Source organism: Gorillibacterium sp. sgz306347, assembly GCF_059735245.1.
The window spans coordinates 1-26,036 of sequence record NZ_JCAPET010000006.1; the positions used below are offsets into that span (position 1 = coordinate 1).

22 protein-coding genes are annotated in these 26,036 nt (G+C 57.6%); 9 read left to right on the forward strand and 13 right to left on the reverse strand.

Features of this window, described 5'->3' with window-relative positions; translation table 11 throughout:
* Window positions 1-142: 142 nt before the first annotated feature.
* The 3 genes from AC6I6H_RS05020 to AC6I6H_RS05030 all read left to right on the forward strand — a co-directional run bounded on the left by AC6I6H_RS05020 (window position 143) and on the right by AC6I6H_RS05030 (window position 3,963).
* A complete protein-coding gene (locus AC6I6H_RS05020; RefSeq protein WP_497952267.1) occupies window positions 143-934 on the forward strand; it encodes an aminoglycoside adenylyltransferase domain-containing protein in 792 nt (263 codons plus the stop codon).
* 180 nt (window positions 935-1,114) lie between these two features.
* The gene (locus AC6I6H_RS05025) at window positions 1,115-1,399 is read left to right on the forward strand and encodes an ArsR/SmtB family transcription factor (RefSeq protein ID WP_497952269.1); all 285 of its coding nucleotides are present in this window, start codon (window positions 1,115-1,117) and stop codon (window positions 1,397-1,399) included.
* A 5-nt stretch (window positions 1,400-1,404) separates the two neighbouring features.
* The gene (locus AC6I6H_RS05030) at window positions 1,405-3,963 is read left to right on the forward strand and encodes a DsrE/DsrF/DrsH-like family protein (RefSeq protein WP_497952271.1); all 2,559 of its coding nucleotides are present in this window, start codon (window positions 1,405-1,407) and stop codon (window positions 3,961-3,963) included.
* On the opposite strand, the gene AC6I6H_RS05035 is transcribed toward AC6I6H_RS05030, so the two are convergent.
* The 10 genes from AC6I6H_RS05035 to AC6I6H_RS05080 form a co-directional block, all read right to left on the reverse strand.
* On the reverse strand, window positions 3,956-5,635 hold the full coding sequence (locus AC6I6H_RS05035; protein ID WP_497952274.1) for a B12-binding domain-containing radical SAM protein: 1,680 nt from the start codon (window positions 5,633-5,635) through the stop codon (window positions 3,956-3,958). The two genes, AC6I6H_RS05030 and AC6I6H_RS05035, sit on opposite strands and share 8 nt — an antisense overlap.
* A complete protein-coding gene (locus AC6I6H_RS05040) occupies window positions 5,632-6,897 on the reverse strand; it encodes a DUF6365 family protein (protein WP_497952276.1) in 1,266 nt (421 codons plus the stop codon). The genes AC6I6H_RS05035 and AC6I6H_RS05040 overlap by 4 nt, the downstream gene beginning before the upstream one ends.
* Window positions 6,894-7,808 carry a radical SAM protein gene (locus AC6I6H_RS05045; protein ID WP_497952278.1) on the reverse strand — a complete coding sequence of 305 codons (915 nt, stop codon included), beginning with the start codon at window positions 7,806-7,808 and terminating at the stop codon, window positions 6,894-6,896. The genes AC6I6H_RS05040 and AC6I6H_RS05045 overlap by 4 nt, the downstream gene beginning before the upstream one ends.
* Before the next feature lie 31 nt (window positions 7,809-7,839).
* Window positions 7,840-8,679, reverse strand: a complete 840-nt coding sequence (locus tag AC6I6H_RS05050) for a sugar phosphate nucleotidyltransferase (protein ID WP_497952280.1) — start codon at window positions 8,677-8,679, stop codon at window positions 7,840-7,842.
* Window positions 8,680-9,076: 397 nt separating this feature from the next.
* Window positions 9,077-9,970: a hypothetical protein gene (locus tag AC6I6H_RS05055; RefSeq protein WP_497952282.1), complete on the reverse strand. Its 894-nt coding sequence runs from the start codon at window positions 9,968-9,970 to the stop codon at window positions 9,077-9,079.
* A gap of 1 nt (window position 9,971) precedes the next feature.
* Window positions 9,972-11,225, reverse strand: a complete 1,254-nt coding sequence (locus AC6I6H_RS05060) for a DUF6365 family protein (RefSeq protein ID WP_497952284.1) — start codon at window positions 11,223-11,225, stop codon at window positions 9,972-9,974.
* Window positions 11,226-11,294: 69 nt separating this feature from the next.
* Complete coding sequence (locus AC6I6H_RS05065; RefSeq protein ID WP_497952286.1) at window positions 11,295-11,936, reverse strand: hypothetical protein; 642 nt, start codon at window positions 11,934-11,936, stop codon at window positions 11,295-11,297.
* Window positions 11,933-12,220, reverse strand: a complete 288-nt coding sequence (locus AC6I6H_RS05070; protein WP_497952288.1) for a hypothetical protein — start codon at window positions 12,218-12,220, stop codon at window positions 11,933-11,935. Before AC6I6H_RS05070 ends, AC6I6H_RS05065 begins: the two co-directional genes overlap by 4 nt.
* Window positions 12,221-12,260: 40 nt before the next feature.
* Window positions 12,261-13,007 carry an ABC transporter permease gene (locus AC6I6H_RS05075; RefSeq protein WP_497952290.1) on the reverse strand — a complete coding sequence of 249 codons (747 nt, stop codon included), beginning with the start codon at window positions 13,005-13,007 and terminating at the stop codon, window positions 12,261-12,263.
* A complete protein-coding gene (locus AC6I6H_RS05080; protein WP_497952292.1) occupies window positions 13,004-13,915 on the reverse strand; it encodes an ABC transporter ATP-binding protein in 912 nt (303 codons plus the stop codon). The genes AC6I6H_RS05075 and AC6I6H_RS05080 overlap by 4 nt, the downstream gene beginning before the upstream one ends.
* 114 nt (window positions 13,916-14,029) lie before the next feature.
* On the opposite strand from AC6I6H_RS05080, the gene AC6I6H_RS05085 reads away from it, so the two are divergent.
* Window positions 14,030-15,211 (forward strand): hypothetical protein, encoded by a 1,182-nt coding sequence (locus AC6I6H_RS05085; protein ID WP_497952295.1) that lies wholly within the window; start codon window positions 14,030-14,032, stop codon window positions 15,209-15,211.
* Window positions 15,212-15,232: 21 nt separating this feature from the next.
* On the forward strand, window positions 15,233-16,699 hold the full coding sequence (locus AC6I6H_RS05090) for a zinc ribbon domain-containing protein (RefSeq protein WP_497952297.1): 1,467 nt from the start codon (window positions 15,233-15,235) through the stop codon (window positions 16,697-16,699).
* A 28-nt stretch (window positions 16,700-16,727) separates the two neighbouring features.
* Here AC6I6H_RS05090 and mnmH read toward each other — a convergent pair whose 3' ends face one another.
* Both mnmH and selD read right to left on the reverse strand, forming a co-directional pair.
* The gene (gene mnmH, locus AC6I6H_RS05095; protein WP_497952299.1) at window positions 16,728-17,795 is read right to left on the reverse strand and encodes a tRNA 2-selenouridine(34) synthase MnmH; all 1,068 of its coding nucleotides are present in this window, start codon (window positions 17,793-17,795) and stop codon (window positions 16,728-16,730) included.
* A 48-nt stretch (window positions 17,796-17,843) separates the two neighbouring features.
* On the reverse strand, window positions 17,844-18,905 hold the full coding sequence (gene selD / locus AC6I6H_RS05100; RefSeq protein ID WP_497952301.1) for a selenide, water dikinase SelD: 1,062 nt from the start codon (window positions 18,903-18,905) through the stop codon (window positions 17,844-17,846).
* Window positions 18,906-19,053: 148 nt separating this feature from the next.
* Between selD and AC6I6H_RS05105 the strand changes: the two genes are divergently transcribed.
* From AC6I6H_RS05105 to AC6I6H_RS05120, 4 genes are all read left to right on the forward strand, one after another.
* Window positions 19,054-20,136: a permease gene (locus AC6I6H_RS05105; protein ID WP_497952303.1), complete on the forward strand. Its 1,083-nt coding sequence runs from the start codon at window positions 19,054-19,056 to the stop codon at window positions 20,134-20,136.
* 697 nt (window positions 20,137-20,833) lie between these two features.
* Window positions 20,834-21,331 (forward strand): DinB family protein, encoded by a 498-nt coding sequence (locus AC6I6H_RS05110; RefSeq protein WP_497952305.1) that lies wholly within the window; start codon window positions 20,834-20,836, stop codon window positions 21,329-21,331.
* A gap of 60 nt (window positions 21,332-21,391) precedes the next feature.
* Entirely contained in the window at window positions 21,392-22,372 is a 981-nt protein-coding gene (locus AC6I6H_RS05115) for a helix-turn-helix transcriptional regulator (protein WP_497952614.1), read from the forward strand.
* Window positions 22,373-22,715: 343 nt separating this feature from the next.
* Window positions 22,716-24,365: a glycosyl hydrolase family 18 protein gene (locus tag AC6I6H_RS05120; protein ID WP_497952307.1), complete on the forward strand. Its 1,650-nt coding sequence runs from the start codon at window positions 22,716-22,718 to the stop codon at window positions 24,363-24,365.
* A 247-nt stretch (window positions 24,366-24,612) separates the two neighbouring features.
* On the opposite strand, the gene AC6I6H_RS05125 is transcribed toward AC6I6H_RS05120, so the two are convergent.
* Window positions 24,613-26,034 carry an NAD-dependent succinate-semialdehyde dehydrogenase gene (locus tag AC6I6H_RS05125; RefSeq protein WP_497952309.1) on the reverse strand — a complete coding sequence of 474 codons (1,422 nt, stop codon included), beginning with the start codon at window positions 26,032-26,034 and terminating at the stop codon, window positions 24,613-24,615.
* Window positions 26,035-26,036: the final 2 nt, after the last annotated feature.

Genomic DNA, 26,036 nt, shown 5'->3' on the forward strand with positions numbered 1-26,036 from the left:
ACTTTATTTTCATTTTCTGTGGTGCCCGCCAGGGCATGGGTGGCTGACGGGTTTATTGAATATAGCGAAGTCTTCCCTTGCTAACAAGCTCATTTGAATTATACTTAACGATTGGATGAGAAAGTATGGAAGGTGACCTGATATGGAAACCATGGCTTTTTTGGATAAGGCGGTTACCCTTTTTAAAGAAGAGCTTAAGGAAAATTTGCTTGGCATTTACTTGCATGGATCACTGGCAATGGGATGCTTTAATCCCTTAAAAAGCGACATCGATTTGTTACTGGTTGTAAAGGAAAAGCTGACACCCGTTACGAATTCGAGGATTGCAAAAATCGCCTTAACTCTGCATGATGAAATGTCAAATGACCGCGGCATAGAATTCTCCATTATCTTGGAAACTTATCTATCCCCTTTTGTTTACCCAACCCCTTTTGAGTTTCATTATTCCGATTATCACAGGGAGAAATATCGCGCGGACGAGAACTATCTTTGCGGGGGATTTGAAGACGAGGATTTGGCTTCGCAAGTTGTGGTCGCGTATGAAAGAGGAATAGCCCTTTATGGAAAACCGTTAAGGGAGCTTTATGAACCGGTCGATCGCCGGTATTACGTGGCCTCCATTCTGCATGACGTAGAGGGAGGTGCAGAGGAGATCATTAACCATCCTCCCGCGTACCTGACTCCTATGTACCTAACCTTAAATCTCTGCCGGGTTCTTTATTTTCTAAAAGAAGGCAAGGTTGCTTCAAAGCGGGAAGGCGGAGAATGGGGAGTCAACCATTTGCCTCAAGAATTTCAGCCGTTGGTGAAACAATGTCTACAAGAATACACCGAAGAAACCGACCACGGAGAACCGGGTCGTCGGCAGGTGGATGTTCAACATTTTTTAGCATTCATTGAATACATGAGGCAAGAAATAAGGAAAAACCTATAGCTGCCGGGGAACGATGGCGGATTGACAATAGCGGCAGGCTTAGACTTTATTTTCAAGTCTTGGTCTGCCATTCTTTCTTTTTATTTTGAGCTTGCATTTATTTCGTTATATCGTTATATATAGATATATAGTTTTAATAAAAACCAGCAAGCATACTTTCTGTCAGGAGGGGAAGCCGGCATGGACAATCATTTTCAGGCCTATGAGGAAACGGCGGAGCTGCTGAAGGCTCTCGCCCATCCGGTACGGCTGTGCATTGTAAAAGGGCTTTTGCAAAAGGAGTCCTGTAACGTTACGTATATGCAGGATTGCCTGGGGCTGCCGCAATCGACCGTCTCCCAGCACCTTCAAAAGCTGCGGACGGCCGGTATTTTGAAAACCGAGCGCAACGGGCTTGAAGTCAACTACGCGGTCGCGGACGAACGGGTACGCTCGTTGATTGAACTTTTTCTTGGGGGGAACTGAAGAGCATGGGGAAAAAAGTTTTGATTGTCGGCGGAGTCGCCGGAGGAGCTTCGGCTGCCGCCCGGCTGCGCCGTCTGGACGAAGACGCTCATATTGTGCTGTTTGAACGGGATTCGTATATCTCGTTCGCCAACTGTGGCCTCCCTTATTACATCGGAGGCAGCATCAAGGACCGGGAGAAGCTTTTTGTGCAGACGCCGGAGGCGATGAAGGCGCGCTTCAATTTGGACATTCGCACGGAAAGCGAAATAACCGCACTTGATCCGGCGGCCAAGCGCGTAACCGTCCGCAGCAAAGAACGCGGGGAATACACCGAGTCGTACGACGCTCTGATCCTTTCCCCCGGCGCCAAACCTCTCCGTCCCGGACTGGAGGGTATCGACCTGCCCGGCATTTATACCTTGCGGAATATCCCGGATGTGGACCGGATCAAGCAGAAAGCGGCGTCGGGCCAAACCGCGTCGGCCGTTGTCGTCGGGGGCGGGTTCATTGGCGTGGAAATGGCGGAAAACCTGGCGGAGCTTGGCATAAAGGTATCCCTGGTTGAGGGCAGTCCGCAGCTGCTTGCCCCTTTCGATCCCGAGATGACCGCTCCCCTCGCCGCCGAGCTGGAGGATAAGGGCATGGAGCTGCGACTTTCGGCCCGCGTGGCCGGTTTCAGCAAAACGGACAGCGGCATCAAGGTTCAGCTGGAAGACGGAGCATCGGTTACGGGCGAGCTGATCCTTCTTGCGATAGGCGTGGAGCCGGATACCGGCTTTTTGAAAAGCAGCGGACTGGCGCTCGGACCAAAGGGCCATATAGTGGTAAACGACAAAATGGAAACCAATCTGCCTGATGTGTATGCGGTTGGCGACGCTGTTGAAGTCAAGGATTTCGTGAACGGACAAATAACCGCGGTGCCGCTTGCCGGTCCCGCAAACAAGCAGGGCCGTATTGCCGCGGACAACGTCTGCGGTCTTGGCACAACTTATAAGGGAACGCAAGGCACAGCGATTGTCAAGGTGTTCGGCATGACCGGCGCAGCAACCGGCAACAACGAGAAAACGCTGCGGCGGCTGGGAATTCCGTATCACGTCACGTATGTCCATCCTTCTTCCCACGCCTCCTATTACCCGGGCGCGACGCCGCTCAGCATCAAGCTGCTGTTTGGCGAACAAGGGGCCGTCCTTGGCGCACAGGCCGTTGGCAGCGATGGCGTCGACAAGCGCATTGACGATATCGCGACCGTCATCCGGCTGCGCGGCACCGTATCCGATTTGGCCGAGCTGGAGCTGGCTTACGCCCCTCCCTACTCGTCCGCCAAGGACCCGGTCAATATGGCGGGGTATGCCGCCGAAAACATTTTGTCGGGCCGAACCCGCGTCTTTGTTCCCGGCGACCTGGAGAGCCGTCCGGCGGAAGAGACGATACTGGTCGACGTCCGGTCCGGGCTGGAGCATGCCAACGGCCATATTCCCGGCTCGCTGAACATCCCGGTCGACGAGCTTCGGGAGAGGCTGGACGAGCTTGATCCGGCCAAGGAAATCTGGGTTTACTGCCAGGTTGGACTGCGCGGGTACACCGCTTCCCGCATTCTGGCGCAAAAAGGCTATCGGGTCCGGAATCTCGCGGGCGGCTATAAAACCTACCGCATGGCCCACTACCGGCCACGACTCTTGGATGACGCGTCAGGTGCCTCCTCCTCTTCCCGCCCCGGCCCTGCGGGGCCTCGCCGCGAGGATAGCGTTCCGTCTTCTGCGCAGAGGGGAGTTGCAAACGCCAGCCTCCAGCCGGCCGCAGCCTCCCGTTCCCGTGAGAATGAGGTGCTGTTGGACGCCTGCGGACTCTCCTGCCCGGGACCGCTGATCCAGTTGAAACGGAGCATGGATGAGCTGGAGGTCGGGCAAACGCTGCGCATCACGGCTTCCGATCCGGGGTTTTACGAGGATGTCCAGGCTTGGGCGGTTATGGCGAACGTACGGCTTCTGGAGCGCAGCAAGAAAACCGGCGGCCTTATTGAAGCCGTACTGCGCAAGGAAGCCGCGGCGGCGGCAGAGGAAACCGCAGCCGCTTCCGAGGCGCCGGTTTTCCGGCCGAACGCAGCGGCTTCGCCCGAAGGCAGCACGATGGTCGTTTTCAGCGGGGACCTGGACAAAGCCATCGCCTCCTTCATCATCGCCAATGGAGCGGCAGCAAGCGGCAAGAAAGTGACAATGTTCTTCACCTTCTGGGGACTCAGCGTGATTCGCAAGCCTGAAAAAACGAAGGTGCAAAAAAACTTTATGGGCCGCATGTTCGACCGGATGCTGCCCCGGGGAAGCGGAGGGCTTGGCTTGTCCAAGCTGAACATGGCCGGCATGGGTCCCAAGATGATCCGCGGCCTGATGAAAGCCAACAACGTCCCATCTCTGGAAGAGCTGATCCGGACGGCCGCCGATCAGGGCGTGGAGCTGGTCGCCTGCCAGATGTCCATGGATCTGATGGGCATTGCCAAGGAAGAGCTGATGGACGGCATCCGCATCGGCGGTGTCGGCTATTACCTGGGCAAGGCCGACCGGTCGGGCATCAACCTGTTCATCTGACCGGGACCGCTCCCGCGAGAGCGGCATAAAACTGCGCCGCTTGCGCAAACTCTTTGTTTTGCATCCGGTTCAGAACGTCCAGCTTTCGGCGGTCGTCCTTCAGAATTTCACTGAAGGTGCGGCCGCCGATTTCGTTAAAGCCGTACAGCCGCGAGTTGGACGTCATGATGTTGCTGGCATCGGCCTTGAAATACTGCAAATTGCGAGCCAGCAGCTTCTCGTAGGTGGTCCGGTTTTTGATCAGCTCGATGCCGTACTTTTCCGGGAAGCGGCCGATCAGGCTGTTCGGGATGACGAAAAACTCGTTTATCCAGAAGTAGTTGACGGCGTCCCGGTTTTCGGCCAGAAAGCGGCAGGTTTCGGCGAAATCCTCTTCGTATTCGTGCGGCAGCCCGACGATCACCTCGAGATCGGCCCAGATGCCGAGCTCCCGGCACCAGCCGAGCACACGTCTCGCATGCTCCAGGTCGATCTTTTTGTCAATCAGCTCAATGATCTTTCCGCTCCCGCTTTCAAACCCGAAGGTCAGCTTGACGCAGCCCGCCCGTTTCATCAAGGCCAGCCGCTCATAGGTCAGGTTATTGAACCGGCCGCAATCGGACCAATAAATTTCGATGCCGCGCTCGATCACCAGACGGCAGAACTCGTCCGCAAACCGTCCCGAGAAATTAAACGCATTGTTCAGAAAGTAGAAATAATTCGTCTCGTACGTTTCCATCAGTTCGCATAAATCCCGAATGACGGCTTCGGGGTCGCCGCCGATCACCTTGCCCCGGTCGTAGTCGCTTTGCGTGCAGAACGCACAGCTGTACGGACAATTGTAATTAAAGATGTACGGCAAAATCAGCTTCGGCTCAATGTCCGTTCCCCTTTCCCGATGAAAGCGGCTGATCATTTGGCCGGGGCTGCCGGGATACGTATCGGGCCATTTGTAAAAAAAGACGAGGTTGTCCGCCGGCCGGTCCTTTTTCATGTACCGCCGGTAATGCCGCAGGTCCAGCCCGTTCCAGTCGGGTTTGATTACCTGCGGCTTGTTTTCGGGATTGGCGGCGGGTTTGCCGTTTTCCAGCCGCATCAGGCCGTTCGTGCGGAGGAGCTCTTCCAACGGACGGCCGCTTTCCATTCCCTCGATGATCCGGTAGATCGTGTCCTCTCCCGCTCCTTTGATAATCAGCCCAAACTGGCCCAACACCGTCTGCCAAAGCTTTTCGAACACATCGGCAAAGATATGCATAAAGGAAATGTTGTTGCCGCCGATGAACACCGGCTTGCCGTACTTTGTCTTCAGGTACTTGGCGAGCAAAAACCCGAACTGGATTTGCAGAAACGAGAAATCCGCTCCGATGGAGACGCCGAAGTAGGAATAACGCTCATACGGACAGGCGGGCAGTACATCGGCGATGAGCTTTTCCAGCTCGGGATCTTGCCCGGTTTCCAGGTAATCCTCAAACCTTGCGAAATCGTAAATCAGCGCGAGACGTTCGCGCGCTTCCCCGCCAAACGATTCGGCAAGGTTGACGTTCAGGTCGTGCATCACCGTCCGGACGCCTTTCTTTTGCAGGTAGCCGCCGATAACGCCGAGCCCGAGGTTGAGCGGCAGCCGGGTGACCGATTGGGGATACTGGAGGCTGCTTTCCGACGGGGACATGAACAGGCATATTCCGTCTGTCATGCTTCACCTGCTTTCATCGGGAGTGCCGGCTGCCGGCTTTCCAGCCGCTTGCGTAAAATATCGCCCGGCCGGTCCAGGGTGTCCAGCAGCATCCGATACTTTTCCGCCGCCTCACGGGCCCGGAGCCGGACGTCCGGCCCCTGCAACCTCTCCGTTATGCGTTCGCGAACCGTTTCTTCGTCGAAGATTTCCACTTCGGGAACCAGCTCCAGGTAAGGATTCCGATGGAGTGCCGGAGCCAAAAAGCCGTGCCACCCGACCGGATACATCCGGTACGGATAGCAATGGTCGGTCTGTTCCAGAATCGACCGGACGGGACCGGTAAACCGGCCTTCGGGAACCTCGCCTCCGCGAAACCCGAAGGAGTTGATAAGGGCCAGCGAGGGAACGCCGGATAAGGCGAGCCTCGCCAGCGAGGTGGAGGTAATGTTGCGGGTCAGGAACAGATCGCACGCTGCCGCATACCGGTCGAATACGTCCGGCGGAACGCGCTCCAGCCTGCGGACATTCGGCATGCTACCGATTTCCGAATCCGATCCGCCGCCGACGGACACGAGCAAGCCGTTTTGCGCCGCATACGCCAAATGGCGCCGGAACACCTGGTCGGTCCGCTCCACAAATTGCTTCACATGCGGGTACAGCTTATGCGTTTCCTGCCACATGGCCGAGGCAACCAGAATGACCGGACGGTCGGCAGGCAATTCGAGCTCCTCGCGCAGCGCCCTTCTTTTCTCCTCGCCGGTGTCCAAATAGGAAGCCGTCAACGGGTACGGATGCCCGCCTTCCTCCCGCTCGCGGCCCGGATCGACAATCGGACAAGGCAGCAGCCGAAAGCCGTACGGGGAGGCGTCCACGCCGGCCACATTGGCGGCCCGAAAGCCATAGGTATCCATGTCTCTTTTCCGGCAGGTCCAATCAAAATTGTCAAAGGTTCCAATCCGGCCGCTGAACACCGCAAGATCCTCGTAGGTCAAGCCATAATGCCGTTCGCAAAAATGGAAGTTCAAAAAGTCGGACAGCAGCACAAACGCCGGCCGGTGCTTCGCTTCGCAGTCCTGAAGCAATACCCGGTTCAGCCTGCCGGCGCCCGGAATCAGCACCGAATGGGGAATGTTCTCCCGGGCAGCGATTTTCGCATGAGCGGCGGGAAGGAAGAAATAAGGCTCTATCCCCTGCGTACGGGCTTGTTTGGCGAATTCGACGGCAATCAGAAGCTCGCCGTAGGACCAGTAGCTGGTTACGATGTAAACGGCATGCGTCATGAAGCGCCCCTTGTACTGCCGGCCAGGGCGTTGAATTCCTCCGCTCCGTACATTTGCAAATACTCTTTGTAAATGCCGCCGCATTTTTCGGCCATCGCGCATTGGCGGCAGCTGTCCGTCTGCTTGCGTTCCTGCGTCCGCATAAACCGGTCGTAGTTTTCCAGCACCGTCGTCCGGAACAGCAGCTTGAACTGGTTTTGCTCCCAATCGATCGTAAACCGGTCGTACTCGTCCAGAACGCAGTACGGAAAGCCTTCCAGCGTGCAGACTACGTTCTGCCGGACCGCCTCGTCTACCGCGCGTTTTACATCGTCCATGATCTCGCTGTAACGCGGAGTAACGGAATGAAAATTGCGGAATGCCTTGCCGGTCGGGTGCAGGCCGGACAGGTTCACGTGACTTGCGCCCAAACGGATGGCCAGCTGCACGATAGACGTAAGATCATGCCGGTTCTGCTTGGTGATGACGGTGTTGGTCCGTACTTTTTTTCCTGCGGCGACGACATTTTGTATGCCCGCCACGGCTTCGGTGAAGCTCCCCTCGACCTCCGTGAAGAAGTCGTGCTGTGCCGCTTCTTTGCCGTGCAGCGAGATGACAAACAAATCGGCGCCTTTTTCCGCCAGCCGGCCGGTAAACGCCGCATCCTTCAGCAGGCGGGCATTTGTTTGAATCGATACGGTCGGATAATCAAATTCCCGGATGTTCTCCAGAATTTCCTCCAGCTCCGGCACGACAGTCGGTTCCCCGCCGTGCAGGTTGACCGACTCGTATCCTTTTCCCGCATTCTCCCGCAAAAAGTTGTAAATGACCCGCCGGTTTACCCGTTCCTTTGATTCCCGGCTGGAGTTGACCACGCAAAACAGACAGGAATTGTTGCAGCGGTCCGTTAAGTGAATGCTCAGGCTTTTCATTTTGCATTACGCTCCTTGTACCGGTAAATGGTCAATCGCAAACCAGCAGCTCCCGCTCCGTCTGCCCGCGTTCGATAGCCGCTTTGTGCGGCATGAATTTTTCAATGTCGCCCAGATCGCGGCAGCCGCCCTCCGGGAAATAACGGGCGAAGACGCCCATTCCCCGCTCAACCGCCAGATTGAAGACGTCGCTCAGGATCGCTTCCCGTTTGGGATCGGGCAAAAGGCTGTACTGGGCGACATAGTCATGCAAAAGCTCGGTAAACGCCGGCCCCCAGATGATGATGTTCCAGGTGTTGAACAGCTCCGGATTTTTCGGCTTGTCGTACACGCGGATGACCCGGCCGGTGGCTTCGTCGAAGCGAACCGGCGCGAGGCTGCCGGGGGAATCGCAGGGAAAGACGCCGAGCGACAGGTCCGCTTCCCGGTCCCGGTGCTGGCGCAGAAGTTGGGCAAAGCAGTCTTCCGGCTCCACAATGGTATCCGGCATGCCGAGGAGCACCGTCGACCGGCGAATCCAGGCGTACGCCTGATCGATGGCAACCGGCATGCCGTACAGCGGCTTGTCGGTCTGCTGGCAGATGTACGCCATGCTGGCGCCGTATTGGCTTCCGTCGCCGTAAAACTTCATCAGTTCGTTTTTGTGCTCGTTTGTGATCAGGATGAGCTTCTCCGCGCCCGCCCGTCTCATGTTGCCGATCACGTATTCGCCCAGCACTTTTGGAATGGTGACGGGCTTCCCGTTTTTGCTGCCTGTGCGGCAGCCGACGACGGTTAGCTCCTTTTCTCCCCGGAACGGCTTCATCCGGGTGCCGTTGCCCGCCGACGGGATGAGGCCGACCAGCTGGTCATCGTCTTGGCCGAGGTCCATGCGTTTCCTCCTTTTGTGGTTGAACTCCGCGTATGCTGGCGCTCAACACTGCGTATCCGCTAACGCTCTGCTTGCGGCTTCGCCGACGGATAGCTGAGCGCTTGCGCTGCGCCGGGCCTGCGGCGAATGCGGGCTTCCGGCCGCTGTTGGTTTCTGATTTCTTCATTCCAACCCGCTTTTCGNCAACCCGCTTTTCGCGGTTGAAATCCGAAACCAAAGGCGAACGCTGACGCTCCTTCAACCCGCATCCCCTCCGGCCCGGCTCCGCTAACGCTCAACACTGCGTATCCGCTACGCTCTGCTTTGCGGCTTTGCGGTTGGGCCGCGTTAGCCGGCCCGGCTCCACTACGCATTGCTTTCGGCTTCGCCGCGTTCGCCGGCCCGGCTCCGCTCCAACTCAAGCCTGCGGCGCCGCTGAAACGGGCTCGCTGTCCAGCGTAATGCTGCGCTTGATCCGGATGGAGCGCTCATCCTGCACGGCGAGGTAGTCTTCCTCCATCGTTCCCGACACGATGGACCAGTTGCGGATGTCGATGATCAGCGAGCCGGAGTAATAGGAGCTGCCCTCGCGTTCCGCCTGGAGCCACTCGTCCGCCATGCGTACCTTCGACCCGTCGCAGCGGTAATGAAACAGGGCGCAGGAACGCCCTTCATAAAGCGTGTATCCCATGAAGCGGACAAAAAAGGAGCCGTTTCGAAACACAGACGATTCGGAGTAAAACCCCATTCCCAGGCTGCATTCCGAGCCGGAAAGCTTGTCGAGCGGCACCTGCTTGCCGATGGCTTCCGGAGACAGCTCCAGGCCCGTTAAAGAGGAGGAGAAAATCTCGAATGACATGATGTCGAATACCTGCATCAGGAACAGATATACGCTCGGCAGCTTGGGCAGACCGGTGAACAGCTGTTGAAAATCGTCCATCTGCAGCTTGACCTTTTGCCAAAATTCATGCCGGTCGGCCACCTCTTCGTCCCGGTAGTTGTAGCTGGTCAAATAAAAAGGCAGCTTGATCCGCTCGGCAAACGTCCAATGAAGCGGCGTCCGCTTCGCGCTGGAGGAAAACAGCACCGATTCAAAGCCGAATTCGTTGAGCGCATAGGCGCCGGGCTGCGCTTCCGTCGTCTCCCGGGCATAGACCGTCTCCAGCTTCTGCCACTTGGCCACGCGCCCTTTTCCGTTCAAGTATTTGTTGGCCATCACAATCCGGTACCGGCTGCGCTCGCCCGGCAGCAGATTGAGGCAAGGCTTCGCTTCCTCCCCGTACAATTCCTTGATCCGGTTAACCAGAGCCATTTCATCCCCCCGTTTGACGGTTTATCTCATCCATAATTTGTTCGGGCGCGGGCAGCGCTTCGAGCTTGCGGACGTATTCCTTTTGACGGCTGCGCAGCGCTTCGATTGCATCCGTGTCGTACAGGCAGGCGTGCAGCGTGCCGACGGCTTCCTTCAGCTTGAAGAGCGGCGCTTCCGCGTACGTGCCCGTATATTCGTTATCCTGCAAAACCGTTTTGAGCAGGTTGTGCCAGCCGAAGTAGCCGGCCCGAAACGGGAATGCCTCCTTGACCTCGGCGGCCATCTCGGCGTACCAGTCCGGCAGCTCGGCCAGCCGGTCCTTCAGCTTGCGAAAGTCGATGTGCTTCGGATTCTGAAAAAGCAGGCTGGGTACTCCGCCGAAAACGGCCTTGGACAAGGTGACGGAAACCGCGTTGATGGTGAGAAACAAATCGGCCGAAAGCAGCAGACGATCGAATTCGGAGGGCGGCAAATTTCCGAAATGCTTGTACCGCCAAGGCGTTTCCCCTTCCATCGGCTCCCAGGGCTCAGGACCGACATGCACAAAAAGAATGCCGGTGTGCAATTCGCGCATGTAGCGCTGCAAAAGCCTTGGAACCCACTTCATCAGCATGGGAAGAAACGGCGAGTTATGAAAATTGACCGTTTCCCACGAGGAAGAGGCGAAGAAAATTAGCTTTTCCCCTTCCTGCATCTCCAGCCGTCGGCGGACGCCGGCTTTGGAGGCTGCATCCGGCCCGGGCTCTTCCCGATAAAGGCTGAAGCGGAATACCCGTCCCGACGGATGCTCGTCCGGCAGGTTGATCGGGCAGTTGCGAAGAACATAATCGCATTCCTCCAGCAGGGGCGGAAGCTGCTCGAATTGGCCCCCGTAATAATCCGGCGTATACCCGGCGGTCAGATAATCGTATTCGTCCACGCCGATGACGGGGATGCGATATCCTTTGATCGTTTTCATGCCGATCCCGGACCAGGTGCGGGAGTATTCGGTTGTGAACACATCCGACAGCAGAAAATAATCCGGGCGGAACTGTTCCATATAAGCACGGAACCGGGCGAGGTTCACCAGCGGCCCGTCCGCCACATCCAGCAGGAAATAGCGCTCGTTCCGGTCGTCCAGATAGACGGCGAACCGCCGGGGAACGAGAAACCGGACGTCGTACCGGTCTTTCGGCAGCCGGCGTCCGAATTCATAGCCGATCGTCAGTTCGCCGGATGAAATTTCGCTCAGTACCACAATGAGGACACGGATCATAGGCTCGACCTACTTTTTTGCTAGACTGTATGCTGCAACCAACCAGGGACAAAGCCGGGCTGCAAAGCGTTAGCGCTCCGGCAGCAAAACGGCTTGAAGCGCCCGAAGCTCCGAAGCGGTCTCCGCTTCGTGCAGCGCAACGAGCTTGGCGGCCAGGCTGAGAAAAACCGGCTTGAGCACGATGGACAGCCCGTCCGCCTTTCCTTTTTCCAGCTTCCCCGCCTCTGCGACGGTTTCCCTCGCCCGCTCCAGCTCGCCGGAGGCCAGAAACGCCTCCGCCAGCAGCAAATACGGCGCCGCAAAATAGGGCTCGAACGGGCTGCTCTTCTGCGTTTCGATCATTTCGCAAAGCGTTTCCCGGATGCCCGCCGAAGCGCCGCATTGGCCGGGGAGCATAAGCTGGATTCGGCTCAGGCACAGCTTGGACAGCCAATGGTCCGGCCGGACGGCCAGGATGTCCTCAAACGCCCGCATGGCGGCTTCCATATTCGTTTTGCTTTCCAGCACATCGCCTGACGCGGCAGGCGTAAACTGATACAACGCATAAGCCAGCGCGGCTTCGAGATGCTCCGGTTCCTTCTCATACGCCTCGGTCAGAAGCTGGCGAAAACGGCCGTTTTTCATCTTGGCGAACAAAGTGACCGTCCGCAGCAGCTCCATTTCCTCTGGCTTTACCGGACTATATACCACTTCCGTCATCCGCGTGCTCAAAGGTCGTCGTCTCCCGCTTCTTCCATTTCCAGCGTTTCATCCAAATCGGGCGTATACACGGCCGAATCCGCCGAAAAGTACTCCTCCAGGTTTTCCGGCGTCAGCTTTTCGAGATCCTCGGGACGCAAGGACTTGATCAGCAGCTTTTGCACATCCGTAAACGAATACCCTTCCATCGCTTTGTCCGGTTCGGACATCAGCAGCTCCCGAAAGCTTTCATCCTCGACCGCTCTTGCGAAAATATCCTTGATGTTCGACGTTTCCTGGTTTTCCTGTTGGCTCATTTGGGCTTCCTCCTAGAATAGGTATGGGATAAGGCAATCCTCAGGACAGCTGCTCTTTCGTGATGGCTCTTGTCCGGAGTACCGTCAGCAGCAGCGCAGCCAGACCGATCCCGGCAAGAACCGAAAGTGCGGCCCCCGGGCTGAAGTCCGTCGTGCCGTCAAAAGCGTAGCCGAGAAAGGATTGGTTGGCGTGCGTGGCCGGCAAAAGCCTCCCGATCCACTGCAAAGGCTCCGGCAGCATGGATATCGGGAACATAATGCCGCTGATCAGCACGGAAGGCAGAAAAACAAGCTGCGAAAGCATGACGGAAAAGGCATGGTTTTTGGCGGACGTTCCGATCAACAGCCCCAGCATGGTATTGGCAAACAAAAACAGGACGGCAACCGCGGCAAACGAACCGTTATGTACGGGCGCAGCGGAATCGAATAGGAAAGGCGCTGTGAAAAAGATAACAAGGGAAACCACGACGATATGCAAAAAGGCGCTGGTCCCGTGAACCGCCATCACCATGCCGTTGCCAATGCGGTTTACGGACAACGCGCGAAGCATTCCTTTCTCTCTCATCTTGACGATGGAAGCCGGCATTCCGAGAACGGCCCCCATGGTGACGGCGAAAATGATCATGGTGGCGGCGAGCGTCTGCCCCGTTCCGTTGTCGATTCGGCTGAAGACCGAGCCCAGCATAAAGTAGAACACCAGCGGCACGACGTAATAATTCAGCAGCGTTCCTTTTTCCCGCAAGTCGAGCTTTAATTGAAGAATCAGATAGCTTCCAAACAGCCTCACGAAGCTTGCCCCCCTTCCACCATTGCCAGAAAGCTTTCCTCCAGCGAAGGCCGTTCCACGCGCAGGTCCAGCACTTTGTCTCCGGTTTCCTTGATCCGCTCCAGAAGACGGCTTAAAATCTCCGTCGAATCGTCTCCGATCCAGACGCAGTAATCTTCCTTGCCGGTTTGGGCAAGCGCCCCCTCGACCTGATACCCGGCCAGCAGATTCTTGGCGGTGCGGACGGCGATGCGGGTATCGCTGGCGCTGGCTGCGGTCACCTCCTGGGGCGTGCCCGTCACCGCCACCTTTCCCCGGACGACAATGCTGACTCGGTCGCACAGCTTTTCAGCCTCCGCCATGTCATGCGTCGCGAGCAGAATCGTCGTGTTGCGGCTCTTCAGCTTCCGCATTTGATCGTGAAGCTGCGCCCGTCCCTCCACATCCAACCCGGCCGTCGGTTCGTCGAGAATGACCACCCGCGGGTCGCAGACGAGCGCCATCGCCAAATGAAGCCGGCGCTTTTGTCCGGTCGACAGCTGCTGGTACTGCTTTGCCGCCAGGGAGTCCAGACCGAACTCGCCGAGAAGATCATTCCGGACCGGAACGCCGTGGCCCGCACAGACGAGCTTGATTGCCTCCCCTACCCGAATTTGTTCGGGCAAGGAGGACGATTGAAGCTGAACGCCAAGCCGGGAGCGAAGCGCTTTTCGGTCCCGCATCGGGTCGCAGCCGGCGACCCGTACGGTGCCCGCATCAGGCCGGCGGAGCCCTTCCAGGCATTCCAGCGTCGTTGTTTTTCCTGCTCCGTTTGGACCGAGCAGGCCGTGAATCTCGCCTTTTTCTACCTGCAGGTCGATTCCGTTAACGGCTGTGACCGAACCATAACGCTTGACCAGTCCGCTAACAGCTATTTCTATCTCGCTCATCCGTCACTCTCCCGTCTTCCGAAAATGATCAATGTAACCATTATATACCATTAACGTATAGGCCTAGCAATGGTCTATTTTGTAACATTTGTTTAGGTTCGGTGAAGGAAGATTGTGTTAAATAACTCCTGTGCCCCGCATGAGTGGCTTTACTTTATTTACCTGGACTATCATAGAATTAGCAAGCTATACTTAACGGGGTTAATCATAGACAGGAAATGGGGAATGGAAATGAAGTGTGGTCATTGCGGCTATCCCAATCAGGGAGGGAACTTTTGCATTAAGTGCGGCAGCCGCCTGGCGCAACCGGGGACCGAAGAGAGAACGGAATACATAATCCCGCCCACTACGCCTCCTGCACCGCAGGACGCATCAGCCGTCCCGCAAACCGAAGCCGATCCGGTTCAGCCGGCCGCAGCGGAGCCTGCATCATCCGGGGATGCGCCCTCCGCGCAAAATCGGCAGGAGTCTTCGAACGCGAGTTCCATGGCCGCGGTGCAAGATCAAGGGCAGCCTGCGGAACCCGCTTATCCGCCTGCCGCTCAAAGAGAACCCGCAGCCGCGCAAACGACGTACCTCCCGGCTGCGCAGCCGCCTGCCGCTGCCGGATATCCGGCACATGCTCCGCGTCCGGAAGGCGCTTATGCTTCGTCCGCTCAACGAAACGCGGCAGTGCAAAAAGTCAAAGGCTTTTTCGGACGCTTTTTCGGGTTTTGCCAAAACGCGGCCCGGCAGCCTGCCGCCTTCAGCATGCGGGTGAACGGTTCAGATGTTTTCAGCGCCATTCTAACGTTTGTGCTTTTTTCACTGTTTCTTCCGCTTCAAATCTTTTTTGTCTTGAGGCAATCCGCCTTTCCGTTATATGCCAATGTTACCTTTTGGGAAGTCGTCATCGTACCGGCTATTCTCTACTTCATTTTTGTTGCGGTCACCGTGCTCCTTCTGTATGGGTTATTAAAGGCCGGCAAGGTAGAAACGACCGTAACGACCGTTGCAGCAAAAGTTGGGGCACTGCTCGTCCTGCCCATGCTCTTGCTCGCCGCCGGTGTTTTATTCAGTCTGATTGGCGGCTCCTTCTTTGGCAGCCTCACCTTCTGCTTGTGCATCCTTGGCATCTTCGGCTTGGCTACCGCAATCAGCATGGTGGCAGTCGGCTTTAAGCGGCCGGTTTCCGGCGGGCTCGATGCGTTTCACATTGTTCTCCTGACACTTATTGGAATGGGATTGTTGATCTACCTTATGGGAGATAAAATGATCGGTTCCATGTTCGGGATATTTGGCGAAATCTTTATGTAATCTCAACCGGGAGGCTTATTCATGAGCTTTTGCAATCAATGCGGAACCTCCTTGACGGAGGAAATGCTGTATTGTCCCGAATGCGGGACCAAAAACGCGGCGTTGTCCGAAATCGCCGCTCCAGTGCCGGTCACTTCTTTTCCCGGCGCCCCGGAGCCCAAGAAGGGCTGGAGAACCAGGCTCCGTCAAACCTCCAGACGCACTAAGCTGCTCGTCGGCTCAGGCCTTGCGCTTGTCGTTGTCCTGGCCGGGCTCTATTTTCTCGGCCGCTCGTTCACCGGCAGCGAGCGGATGATCAACGCATTCGACGAAGCGCTGGCCGGCGGCAACGCGCAAAAAGTGGAACGTTACTTGACCTCCGCCGATCCGAAGCTGAAGATTGACAAGGCTGCCGCCGAAAGTCTGGTCGCCTGGGCCAAGGAGCATCCGGATGACCGGACTGCGCTGGTCGAGAGCTTGAAGGACGAAGCGAAGCTCCTCGCGAAAGGCGAGGCCAAATCCGCTTCCTTCCTGGAAAATGTCCTCGGCTTAAATGAAACCAACACCCTCCTTCACCTCAAGAAAGAGGGCAAGAAGTGGCTGGTGTACGATAATTACGTATTGGAGTTGCAGCCCTATTACTTGAACGTTACGGTTTCGCTCGAAGGCAGCAAGCTGGAGGTCGACGGCAAGGAGACAGGGGTCGAATCCGTGAACGGCGGAACGAAGCTTGGGCCTCTCCTTCCCGGCAAGCACAAAGTAAAGGCCGTCTACGAAGGGCCTTACTCTACGCTAACGGCGGAAGATGAAATTGAAATGAACGATCCCTACGAGGACTTTTACGCGACCTACCTGGATTTGCAGAACACCAGCGTGGAAATCGAGCTCGGGGATGACGATGCGAAGCTGTTTGTCAACGGCAAAGACACCGGCCTGACCGGAAAGGATTTGACGGTAATCGAACCGGTTCAGCTCGACGGCTCGGTTGTCGCCCATGCAGAAAAAGAATATCCCTGGGGCGTCGTGAAATCCGAGGAGGTTCCGCTAAAGGACTGGTACGTCGATTTGAGCGTTGATCCGCTGACGGACGAAATGAAAGAAGAGCTGATGCAGACCGTCTACGATTATTACAAAAGCCAGGAGCAGGTGCTTGTGGCGCTGGATATTTCCAAACTGACGCATGCAAACGAAACGGTGAAGAACCACGTCCAGAGCATTTTGGACGATTTTAAAGCGAACAAAGCGAAGTATAAAGGCCAGCTGAAAAAGGTCGACTTCGATCCGGACAGCTTTTACCTGGAGCAGGACAGCGAGGGCATTTATTTCGCTGAAATGGAAACGTCCGCGCTTTTCGAAGAAGCGATTTACGTGGACGGTCAAACCCCTCCCGCTTTGGAGGAGAAAGCCTACGACCGGAGGATGTATGTCGATTACGAAAATGGAACATGGGTCGTCTCCTCCTGGAGCAACAGCTACTTTTCTACCGGCGATCCGCTTACCGTCGAGTAGCGATCCATCAAAAAAAACGCCAGCCGGTTCAAACCGGTCTGGCGTTTTTGGGTTCGGCCCCCTTGTCCAGGCCGGCCAAATAGGCTTCAATGGCGGAGACCGCCTCCTCCGGGCTTTGCACCCGAAGGGTAAGCTTCTCCCCTGCCCCGTATTGATCCGCAGTGTGCTCGTAACGGGGATCGTAATAATGCTCTAGCAGCAGCGCAACGGCATCTTCAAACCGGTCCGCCTGGAGGCCGGCTTCGATCTCGGCCGCAACCGGCACGTGAATCCGTTCCTTGATCCGGCGGAAAGCGGCGATGCAGGCGTCCTTGTTCTCGGCGGGACGGTAATCCTCGACGATCTGGCGCACGCGCGCTTCAAGCGGCATCTCCAGCCAAATCTGTGTTCCGTTTTCCTTTTGCCGGGTCAAAAACGGCGGCAGGACGACCTTGCCGATCCGGGGGCTTTCCGCTTCAAAGAGAACATACGGGGCCACCTCCAATGCGATCAGCTGTTCAAGCAGCAGGCTGTCGAACGTTTTCTGATTGACGGCCCGCAGGCCGATGCCGCCGAAGATCGACCCTCTGTGCCCTGCCAAGCCTTCCAAATCGAGCACCGGCTTTCCTTTTTCCCGCAGCTTATGCAGGACGGCGGTTTTACCCGTGCCGGTTTTGCCGTGGAGCACTATGGAACGCGGCTTGAAATCGTAATGCTCCAGCTGCTCCAGCACCCATTTGCGGTAAGCCTTGAACCCGCCGGTCAGCCGGTAGGCGTGGATGTCCATCAGGGACAGCAGGGTCGCGGTGGTGCGGCTGCGCATGCCGCCCCGCCAGCAAAACACCGCTTTGTCGCCTTCAATTTCCCCGAACGCCCGGATAAAGGCGGGCAGCTTGGCCGATACGAGCTCCAGCCCCTTTTCCTTGGCGGCCTGAATGCTCGTCTGTTTGTAAAGCGTACCGACTTCGGCCCGCTCGCGGTCGTCAAACAAAGGAATGTTCAAGCTGCCCGGCAGAGTCGCGTCTTCGTATTCGGAGGGCGACCGGACGTCGATCACGGTTATTTTCTTCCGGTTTTGGAGCGCCCTGAGTTCTTCCAGCGTGATGTCCTGAAACAAATGACTCTCTCCTTCTGTCGCTCTGGGAGGGATGCGGCCGGCGGCGCGTCAGACACGTCCGCTCAGAACGGTAATTTGCCCGGGATGCGCATCCGTCACTTCGCCGATCAGGGCCGCTTCCACGCCGGCCGCTTTCAGCTCGGCCAGCAGCGCTGCGCTGTCTTCGGGCGAGGCGGCCATCAGCAGCCCGCCAGACGTCACGGCGTCGCAAAGCAGGTACCGGCCGATCTGGTCCATGTCCTCGGGATACCGGACGGAGCCTTCGAGATGGGCGTAATTGTTTTTGGTTCCGCCGGGCACAAAGCCTTCCTCCGCCAGCTCGCGCACGCGCGGCAGGAACGGCACGGCTTCCGCATGGATGACAAGCCCGGCTCCGCTGCCCTTCGCCATTTCCGAAGCGTGGCCGAGCAATCCGAAGCCGGTCACGTCCGTGCAGGAATGGACTTCGTAACGCCCCATGATTTCCGCCGCCGTTTTGTTCAGCGTGGACATGACAGCGGTCAAACGCTGGGTTTCCTCCGCCGTAAGCCGGTCTTTCTTGATGGAGGTCGTGAGAACGCCGACGCCGATCGGCTTGGTCAAAATCAGCTTGTCGCCGGGCCGGGCGGCTGCGTTCGTTTTTACCTGCTCCGGATGGACAAGCCCTGTCACCGCCAATCCGAACTTCGGCTCTTTATCATCTATGGAATGTCCGCCGACCAGTGTAGCTCCGGCTTCCTTGACTTTATCGGCGGCGCCGAGCAGGATGTCGGCGAGGATCGCTTTGTCCAGCGTCGAAATCGGAAACGCCACGATGTTCAGTACGGTCAGCGGCTTTCCGCCCATGGCGTAAATGTCGCTGAGCGCATTAGCGGCGGCGATCTGGCCAAACGAATACGGGTCGTCCACAATGGGGGTAAAAAAATCGACCGTTTGCACCAGCGCAAGGTCGTCCGTCAGGCGGTATACGCCCGCGTCGTCGCTGGTGTCAAGCCCGACGAGCAAATCGGGATTCGGCACCGACGGCGGCATGCTGCGGAGAACCTGCATGAGATCGGCCGGGCCGATCTTGCAGCCGCAGCCTCCTTTCGAAGAAAGCGAGGTCAGCTTTATCGGTTCAGCTTGTGACATAATGGCACAGCTCCTTCTTCCATAAACTGAATAACAAGATTTATCTTACACGAAACCGCCGAATTTGTACAAAATGCACAGCTTCCTTTCCTCTTGTCCATGCTATAATAAGAGCCTTGACATTTTTATTCCATTGGAGGTCCTTGCATTGCCAACCCATCAACATTCCCCTTCGGCTGGGAGCGGCCGCTCCGGCGGCTACAAACCGCTGGTTTTCGCTTTGCTGTTTCTCCTGGTTGCCGTCGGCGGTTTAACGTATGTCAAATGGTGGCCTTATTATTGGAAGGCACTGAAAGCGGCGGCCGAGCATACGATCGGCTCTTCCATCCTGACCGGAGACAACGGCGTCGCGCCGGACCCTTCCTGGCAGGCGGCCTGGGATTACGCGGTCGTGTATTTCAAGTCCGTCTGGAAAGCGGCGCTGCTCGGCATTTTGCTCGGCTCGCTCGTACAGGTGCTGCTCCCGACACGCTGGCTGCTGAAGGTGCTCGGGAACACCAGCTTTAAAAGCACCGTCTACGGCGGCGCCGCCTCCCTCCCGGGCATGATGTGCTCCTGCTGCGCCGCCCCGATCGCCGTCGGCCTGCGGAAGAAAAACGTCTCCGTCGGCGCGAGCCTGGCTTTCTGGCTCGGGAACCCGGCGCTTAATCCGGCGACGCTCATTTTCATGACGTTCGTGCTTTCCTGGAAGTTTACGCTGCTGCGCGTGGCGCTCGGTCTGATCCTGACCTTCGGCGTCAGCCATCTGGCCAATCGGCTCGCCGGAGGCAAAGCCGATCCGGCCTTTGCCGAAGAGGCTGCGGGCGCGGAGGCTGCAGAGCCGAAGGGGCCGCTGCTGGTCCGCTGGCTGAAAAGCATGGGGACGATGCTCTTGACCATCGTGCCGGCTTATCTGCTGACCGTACTGCTTCTCGGCGCGGCACGGGCCTGGCTGTTCCCGTCCCTCGGAGAAGGAGCGTTGAACGGTCTGCTGGCGGTCATCCTTTTCGCCGTGGCGGGAACGCTTTTCGTGATTCCGACGGCGGCGGAAATCCCGATCATCGGCACCTTTCTAGCCTACGGCTTCGGCACCGGCGTGGCGGGCGCGCTGCTCGTAACGCTGCCTTCGATCAGCCTGCCTTCGCTGCTGATGGTGTACCGTTCGTTTCCGCGCCGGGTCGTCTGGTTTGTTTTCCTGTCGGTCGTGGGGCTCGGGCTTGTCGGCGGGGCGCTAGGCGCTATGTTTCTGTAACTGCGGCATGGGCATACGCATACCTTCCATAAAACCAAAGAGCCTCCTGTACCCGCCTTAACGTGCGGATACGGAGGCTTCTTTTTCCATTTAAGCCGAAGGAGTAACGTTTCATTTTGACCTATACATCATTCTAGGAAACGATCGCTTTGCAGCACCGCTTTTCTTGTGGAGCAAGCCGTCCAACGCGGTAGACAAGAGGGACTTCATTTCCCACTTGCTATCAGTTGCATTTGGGAGCAGGAAGTGCAGAAAAGCAACGAAAGCGGCCGTTATCCTTTATTTTGACCGAGTAAATGCAAAACGTTGCTTATTTCTTCCACTTTCTCTTCGTTTCGGTTGTTTCTTATAAAACAAGTGCGTGTACGGCACAATTTAGAGTTAGAGCCGAAATTCGAAGAGAATAGGTTTCGTGCTGCACCTATTCGCATCGACGTTCCCTGGTACTGCCTCTTTACCGGACCCAACCCTCCCTCTCTTCGCCAAGTACCTTTTCAGCCAGTTTTTTTTCGTTCGGCATAATCGTAACATTCGGGCGGCTACAAGAGGCTCGTCCTTTCCATTCCCTTTCGGCTCGTCAAACGGAACACCGATTTTTTACAGCGATGAAAGACTGACCAAACCTGTCAGGCATGGTCCTGTATACTGCGGGAGAAGCAAAAGAATCCCGAACAGAATCCGAACGGAGGAACGGAACATGTATACCCGACTGGAAGATTTCATTGCCGAATGGGAGCAGGAAGCTTTGCTGACGGAGCGGGTGCTGGACGCGCTGACGGACGCCTCGCTTGCGCAGCCTGTTGACGAAAAACGCCGGACGCTTGGCCAAATTGCCTGGCATTTGGTCATCTCGATCCCCTACTTTACTTATCTGGGGCTTACGTTTGAAGGGCCGGACGGCGGCGACCTCGCGCCGTCGTCCGCCGAAATTATCGCACGGGAGTACCGGAAAATCAGCGGCCGGTTTCTAGCCGCCATTCGGACGCAGTGGAACGACGATACGCTGGCCGAAGAGACCCCTATGGGAGATTCTTATTGGAAGAAGAGCGCATCCTTGCACTTTGGCCTCATGCACCAAGCGCATCACCGCGGGCAAATGACCGTCCTGATGCGTCAGGCCGGCTTGCGTCCGCCGGTTGTGTACGGCGAAACCTATGATTCCTGGGTGGACAAAGGTGTAGCGCCTTACGTTTGATTCCGCTAAAATGAGGGCATCATCCAGGTTTTACTCTGCCTGGCGGAAAGGTTGTTGACGATGCCCAGAGCCGACACCATGCTTTCCATCTTATGGCTTCTGCGCACAGGGCGGCGCATGACGGCGCAGCAGCTTGCCGAAGAGCTGGAGATTCATGTACGTACCGTTTACCGATGCATTGATTCGCTGTGCGCGAGCGGCGTGCCCGTCATCGCCGAGCTTGGACCGAACGGCGGCTACCGGCTGCTGGACCGGTTTGTCGATTCCCCGCTTGTTTTTGATGCGGACGAGCAGAAAGCGCTTATGCACGCCTCCTCCTTCGCGGCGGAGGCCGGCTATCCGTTCGCCGATGCGCTGAGCCGGGCGATCGGCAAGCTGAAGCAGTATACAAATGATGAGCAGCGCGAACGGATGGAGCGTCACAGCGGCGGAGTTTCCATGCTGACCCCTCCGGCTGATGAACGGCTGAAACCCGTGCTTCAGGTGCTGGAGGTCGCTGCGGCCGAAGGGCGCACGGTCGCACTGGAGCATACGGGCGGCAAAAGCGGAGCGCTGCTCCGCCGGGAGTTTGACCCTTACGGCATCGTGCATTGGAAGGGCCACTGGTATGCCGTCGGCTTTTGCCGGCTGCGCGGGGCGGAACGCAGCTTCCGCGTCGACCGGATCAGCGGCGTTTCGCACACGGAGAGCCGGTTTAAGCGGCCGTCCGGTTTCTCTCCCAAAGAGTTTTTGATCGGTAGCCTTCTTCCCCGCTCCGTCGAAGATCCGGCCAATGTAACGGTTGTCATCCGCGGTTCCGAAAGGGCGCTCGACGAGCTGTGCCGGCATTGGCTGTTCAGCCATTCGCTGACGGGCCGCAGCAGCGGCGAGGCGTCCTTTTTGCTGGGAGGCGAGTCGCTGTATACGTATGCCCCTTACTTCCTGCTCCCCTACGGAAGGGCGCTGACCATTGTCGAGCCGCAAGCGCTTGTCGCACGGATGGCGGAGGCGAGCGCCGCTGTTGCCGCCCATTATGCCGCGATGCACCGGCCCGAATCCTAGGACGGGGCTGTGCTGGTCTTCGCTGCTTCGCCGGAGGTGATCAGCTTATCGCATCTCGTGTACCCTTTTCGTCCCATATCTCGCCCCGGGAGGGCCGCCGTTTTACCGGCGGTCCTCTCTTTTTTGGACTCTAGCAAGGTTTCTCCGCGAGTTTTAGAGAATATTCCCCCCTTTTCAGATTATTTTCCCCCTGTTCAAAATTGGTAATTAAATGGAAAATAAAAGTACATCCAGCACCGGCATAAGGTTATCGGCGGACGTCTTATGAAGCGGGAGGTGATTGCACACCAGCAGAACCTGTCGGCGGAAGACCAGCAAGGTATCCTGAAAGGAGGCGGATGGAATGAACATGTCCAAAAAAAGCAAACCTTTTGCCGCGGCTTTGGCCGCTGCTCTCCTGCTCACGCTTTTGTCGCCCCTCGTCCCCGCGGGCAAGCAGGCGCAAGCCGCGACCGACTACAAGAAAATCGGTTACTATGCCAGTTGGGCGGCCTATGGCCGGCAGTACAACGTCAGCGACATCGACCCCGCGAAACTGAATGTGATCAATTACGCCTTTGCGGACATTTGCTGGGACGGACGGCACGGCAATCCCGATCCGACCGGCCCCAATCCGGTGACCTGGACCTGTCAAAACGAACAGGGACAAGCCATCAACGTGCCCAACGGAACCATTGTCCTCGGCGATCCCTGGATCGACGCGCAAAAAAGCTTCGGGGACGACCGCTGGGACGACCCGATCAAAGGCAACCTCAAGCAGCTGTGGAAGCTCAAGGAACGCAACCCGAACCTCAAAACGATTATTTCCGTCGGCGGCTGGACCTGGTCGAACCGCTTCTCCGATGTGGCCGCTTCCGCGGCGACCCGGGAAGTCTTCGCAAACTCTGCGGTTGATTTTATCCGCAAGTACAAGCTGGACGGCGTCGACCTCGACTGGGAGTATCCGGTCAGCGGCGGACTCGCCGGGAACAGCGTCCGGCCCGAGGACAAGCAAAATTATGTGCTCCTGCTGCAAAAGGTGCGGGAGAAGCTGAACGCGGCGGGCTCGGCGGACGGCAAAACCTATCTGCTCACCATCGCATCCGGCGCCAGTCCTACGTACGTCCAGAACAACAATCTGGCCGGGATCGCATCCACGGTCGATTGGATCAACATCATGACCTACGATTTCAACGGCAGCTGGAACCCGGTGACCGGCCACAACGCCCCGCTTTATTACGATCCCGCCGCGGCCGGAAGCGGACTTTCCGATCCCGCTTCGTTTAACGTGGACAAAGCCGTAACAACCTATCTGCAAAACGGCGTTCCCGCAAACAAACTCGTGCTGGGCCTTCCCTTCTATGGTCGCGGCTACGGCGGAGCGCCGTCCGCCGGCAACGGGCAGTATAAGGTATCCGCCGGCCTGTCCTCGACCGGAACCTGGGAGAGAGGCGTCTACGATTTTTATGACCTGGAAGCGAACTACATCAACAAGAACGGTTATACCCGCTACTGGAATGACGCCGCCAAAGTGCCTTATCTCTACAATCCCTCCAACCAAACGTTTATTACCTACGACGATGCGCAATCCATCGGACACAAAGTCAGCTACCTGAAAGCTAAGGGACTTGCCGGCGCCATGTTCTGGGAAACCAGCGGCGACCGCAACCATACGCTGCTCAACAAATTGAACGCCGAGCTTGGCGGCAATCAGCCCACACCGACGCCGACGGCAACCCCTACCGCGACACCGACAGCGACGCCAACGCCGACGGCAACTCCTACTGCAACACCAACGGCGACACCGACGCCGACGGCAACTCCTACCGCCACGCCGACAGCGACACCGACGCCAACCGTCACGCCGGGCGCTCCCGCCTGGTCGGCTTACACGGCTTACTCGGTAGGCAGCAAAGTCACCTACGGCGGCCGCATTTACGTCTGCAGGCAAGCCCATACCGCCCTGCCCGACTGGACCCCGGACGTAGTTCCGGCCCTGTGGCTGCTGCAGTAGCCTGACCTCTCGCTTCCTCGAAAAGATTCGCCGTCTGCCTCACCGGCAGTCCGGCGAATCTTTTTTACGGCGCGCTTGCCATGGAGTAAACTCCAGCCTGTATGCTGGTTATAGCCGCGACTCGCCAGCCGGTTATGGTCGCTGAACGAAGATTGGACAGGCATCCGGTTCGTATAACCGACTGAAAAACGGGACGAAAAACAGGCCGGTTTCGCCAAGGCGAACCGGCCGGTCTTTTTTCCGAAAGCTAGAGAGACATCGAGATATATTTCACTTCCAAAAACTCTTCCAGGCCCCAGCGGCCGCCTTCCCGGCCAAGCCCGCTTTCCTTCATCCCGCCAAAAGGCGCTTGAGCCGTCGCCGGGAGCCCGTCGTTCAGGCCGACAATGCCGTACTCCAGCCCTTCGGATAAGGCAAACGCTTCTTTCAGATCCTGCGTAAACACATACGCAGCAAGACCGTAGCGCGACCGGTTGGCGCGCTCCAGCACTTCTTCGGTCGTCCGGTAAACGGCGACCGGGACGACCGGGCCGAAGGTTTCCTCCTGCATGCAGAGCATGTCGTCGCTTACGTCCGCCAGCACGGCGGGCGAAACAAAGTAGCCCGTTCCATCGGCGGCAGCCCGGGGCGTCTCCAGCGTCGCCCCTTTGGCGACCGCGTCGTCCAGGTGGGCGTTTACCTTGTCAACCGCCTGCTGGTTGATCAGCGGACCAACCGTCACGCCTTCCTCCAGCCCGTTCCCGACCTTGAGCCGCCGAACCTCCTCCGTCAACCGGGCCAGAAAATCATCCCGGATCGATTCATGGACATACACCCGATTCGGACAAACGCAGGTTTGGCCGGAATTTCGGAATTTGGGAATGACCAGATTCCGCATGGCCAGATCCAGATCGGCGTTTGGCGTTACGATAAACGGAGCGTGGCCGCCAAGCTCCAGCGAAACGTTTTTGACCGTATCGGCGGCCTGGCGCATAAGAAGCTTGCCGACGCGGGTCGAGCCGGTGAAGGAGATTTTGCGCACCCGCTCATCCGCCATCCAGGCTTCCCCAATCTCTTGGTCGTTCCCTGTTACAATGTTGAGCACGCCGGCGGGAAGGCCCGCCTCCTGTGCAAGCTCCGCCAGCTTGTAGGCGGTCAGCGGCGTCAGCTCCGACGGTTTCACCACGACTGTACAGCCGGCGGCAATAGCCGGCCCCACCTTGCGCGTAATCATCGCGGCCGGAAAATTCCAGGGTGTAATGGCCGCGACCACGCCGACCGGCTGATTGAGCACCAAGATGCGTTTGTCCGGAGCGGACGCCGGAACGGTTTGCCCGTACACCCGCTTGCCCTCTTCCGCAAACCAGGCAAGAAAGCTGTTGGCGTACTGGACTTCTCCCAATGCTTCGGCAAGCGGTTTTCCCTGCTCGAGCGTCATGATCCGGGCAATCGCTTCCTTGTCCCGTTCTATCAGCTGATGCCAACGCAGGATGAGACCGGCCCGTTCGTTGGCCGTTTTGCTTCTCCACGCGGGAAGCGCCGCTTCCGCCGCCGCGACCGCGCGCAGCGCTTCCGCTTTTCCGGCGTAAGCCACCGTGCCCGCTGCCTCCCGCGTAGCCGGGTTTTCGACCTCAAGCCGCCGCTCCGTTTCGACCCACTCGCCATTGATGTACAAATGGTAATTGATCATCT

Excerpts from the sequence above, each read along its gene's own strand:
- AC6I6H_RS05020 (WP_497952267.1), top strand. The coding sequence starts at position 143 with ATGGAAACCATGGCTTTTTTGGATAAGGCGGTTACCCTTTTTAAAGAA.
- AC6I6H_RS05025 (WP_497952269.1), top strand. The coding sequence starts at position 1,115 with ATGGACAATCATTTTCAGGCCTATGAGGAAACGGCGGAGCTGCTGAAG.
- AC6I6H_RS05030 (WP_497952271.1), top strand. The coding sequence starts at position 1,405 with ATGGGGAAAAAAGTTTTGATTGTCGGCGGAGTCGCCGGAGGAGCTTCG.
- AC6I6H_RS05035 (WP_497952274.1), bottom strand. The coding sequence starts at position 5,635 with ATGACAGACGGAATATGCCTGTTCATGTCCCCGTCGGAAAGCAGCCTC.
- AC6I6H_RS05040 (WP_497952276.1), bottom strand. The coding sequence starts at position 6,897 with ATGACGCATGCCGTTTACATCGTAACCAGCTACTGGTCCTACGGCGAG.
- AC6I6H_RS05045 (WP_497952278.1), bottom strand. The coding sequence starts at position 7,808 with ATGAAAAGCCTGAGCATTCACTTAACGGACCGCTGCAACAATTCCTGT.
- AC6I6H_RS05050 (WP_497952280.1), bottom strand. The coding sequence starts at position 8,679 with ATGGACCTCGGCCAAGACGATGACCAGCTGGTCGGCCTCATCCCGTCG.
- AC6I6H_RS05055 (WP_497952282.1), bottom strand. The coding sequence starts at position 9,970 with ATGGCTCTGGTTAACCGGATCAAGGAATTGTACGGGGAGGAAGCGAAG.
- AC6I6H_RS05060 (WP_497952284.1), bottom strand. The coding sequence starts at position 11,225 with ATGATCCGTGTCCTCATTGTGGTACTGAGCGAAATTTCATCCGGCGAA.
- AC6I6H_RS05070 (WP_497952288.1), bottom strand. The coding sequence starts at position 12,220 with ATGAGCCAACAGGAAAACCAGGAAACGTCGAACATCAAGGATATTTTC.
- AC6I6H_RS05080 (WP_497952292.1), bottom strand. The coding sequence starts at position 13,915 with ATGAGCGAGATAGAAATAGCTGTTAGCGGACTGGTCAAGCGTTATGGT.
- AC6I6H_RS05090 (WP_497952297.1), top strand. The coding sequence starts at position 15,233 with ATGAGCTTTTGCAATCAATGCGGAACCTCCTTGACGGAGGAAATGCTG.
- selD (WP_497952301.1), bottom strand. The coding sequence starts at position 18,905 with ATGTCACAAGCTGAACCGATAAAGCTGACCTCGCTTTCTTCGAAAGGA.
- AC6I6H_RS05110 (WP_497952305.1), top strand. The coding sequence starts at position 20,834 with ATGTATACCCGACTGGAAGATTTCATTGCCGAATGGGAGCAGGAAGCT.
- AC6I6H_RS05115 (WP_497952614.1), top strand. The coding sequence starts at position 21,392 with ATGCCCAGAGCCGACACCATGCTTTCCATCTTATGGCTTCTGCGCACA.
- AC6I6H_RS05120 (WP_497952307.1), top strand. The coding sequence starts at position 22,716 with ATGAACATGTCCAAAAAAAGCAAACCTTTTGCCGCGGCTTTGGCCGCT.
- AC6I6H_RS05125 (WP_497952309.1), bottom strand. The coding sequence starts at position 26,034 with ATGATCAATTACCATTTGTACATCAATGGCGAGTGGGTCGAAACGGAG.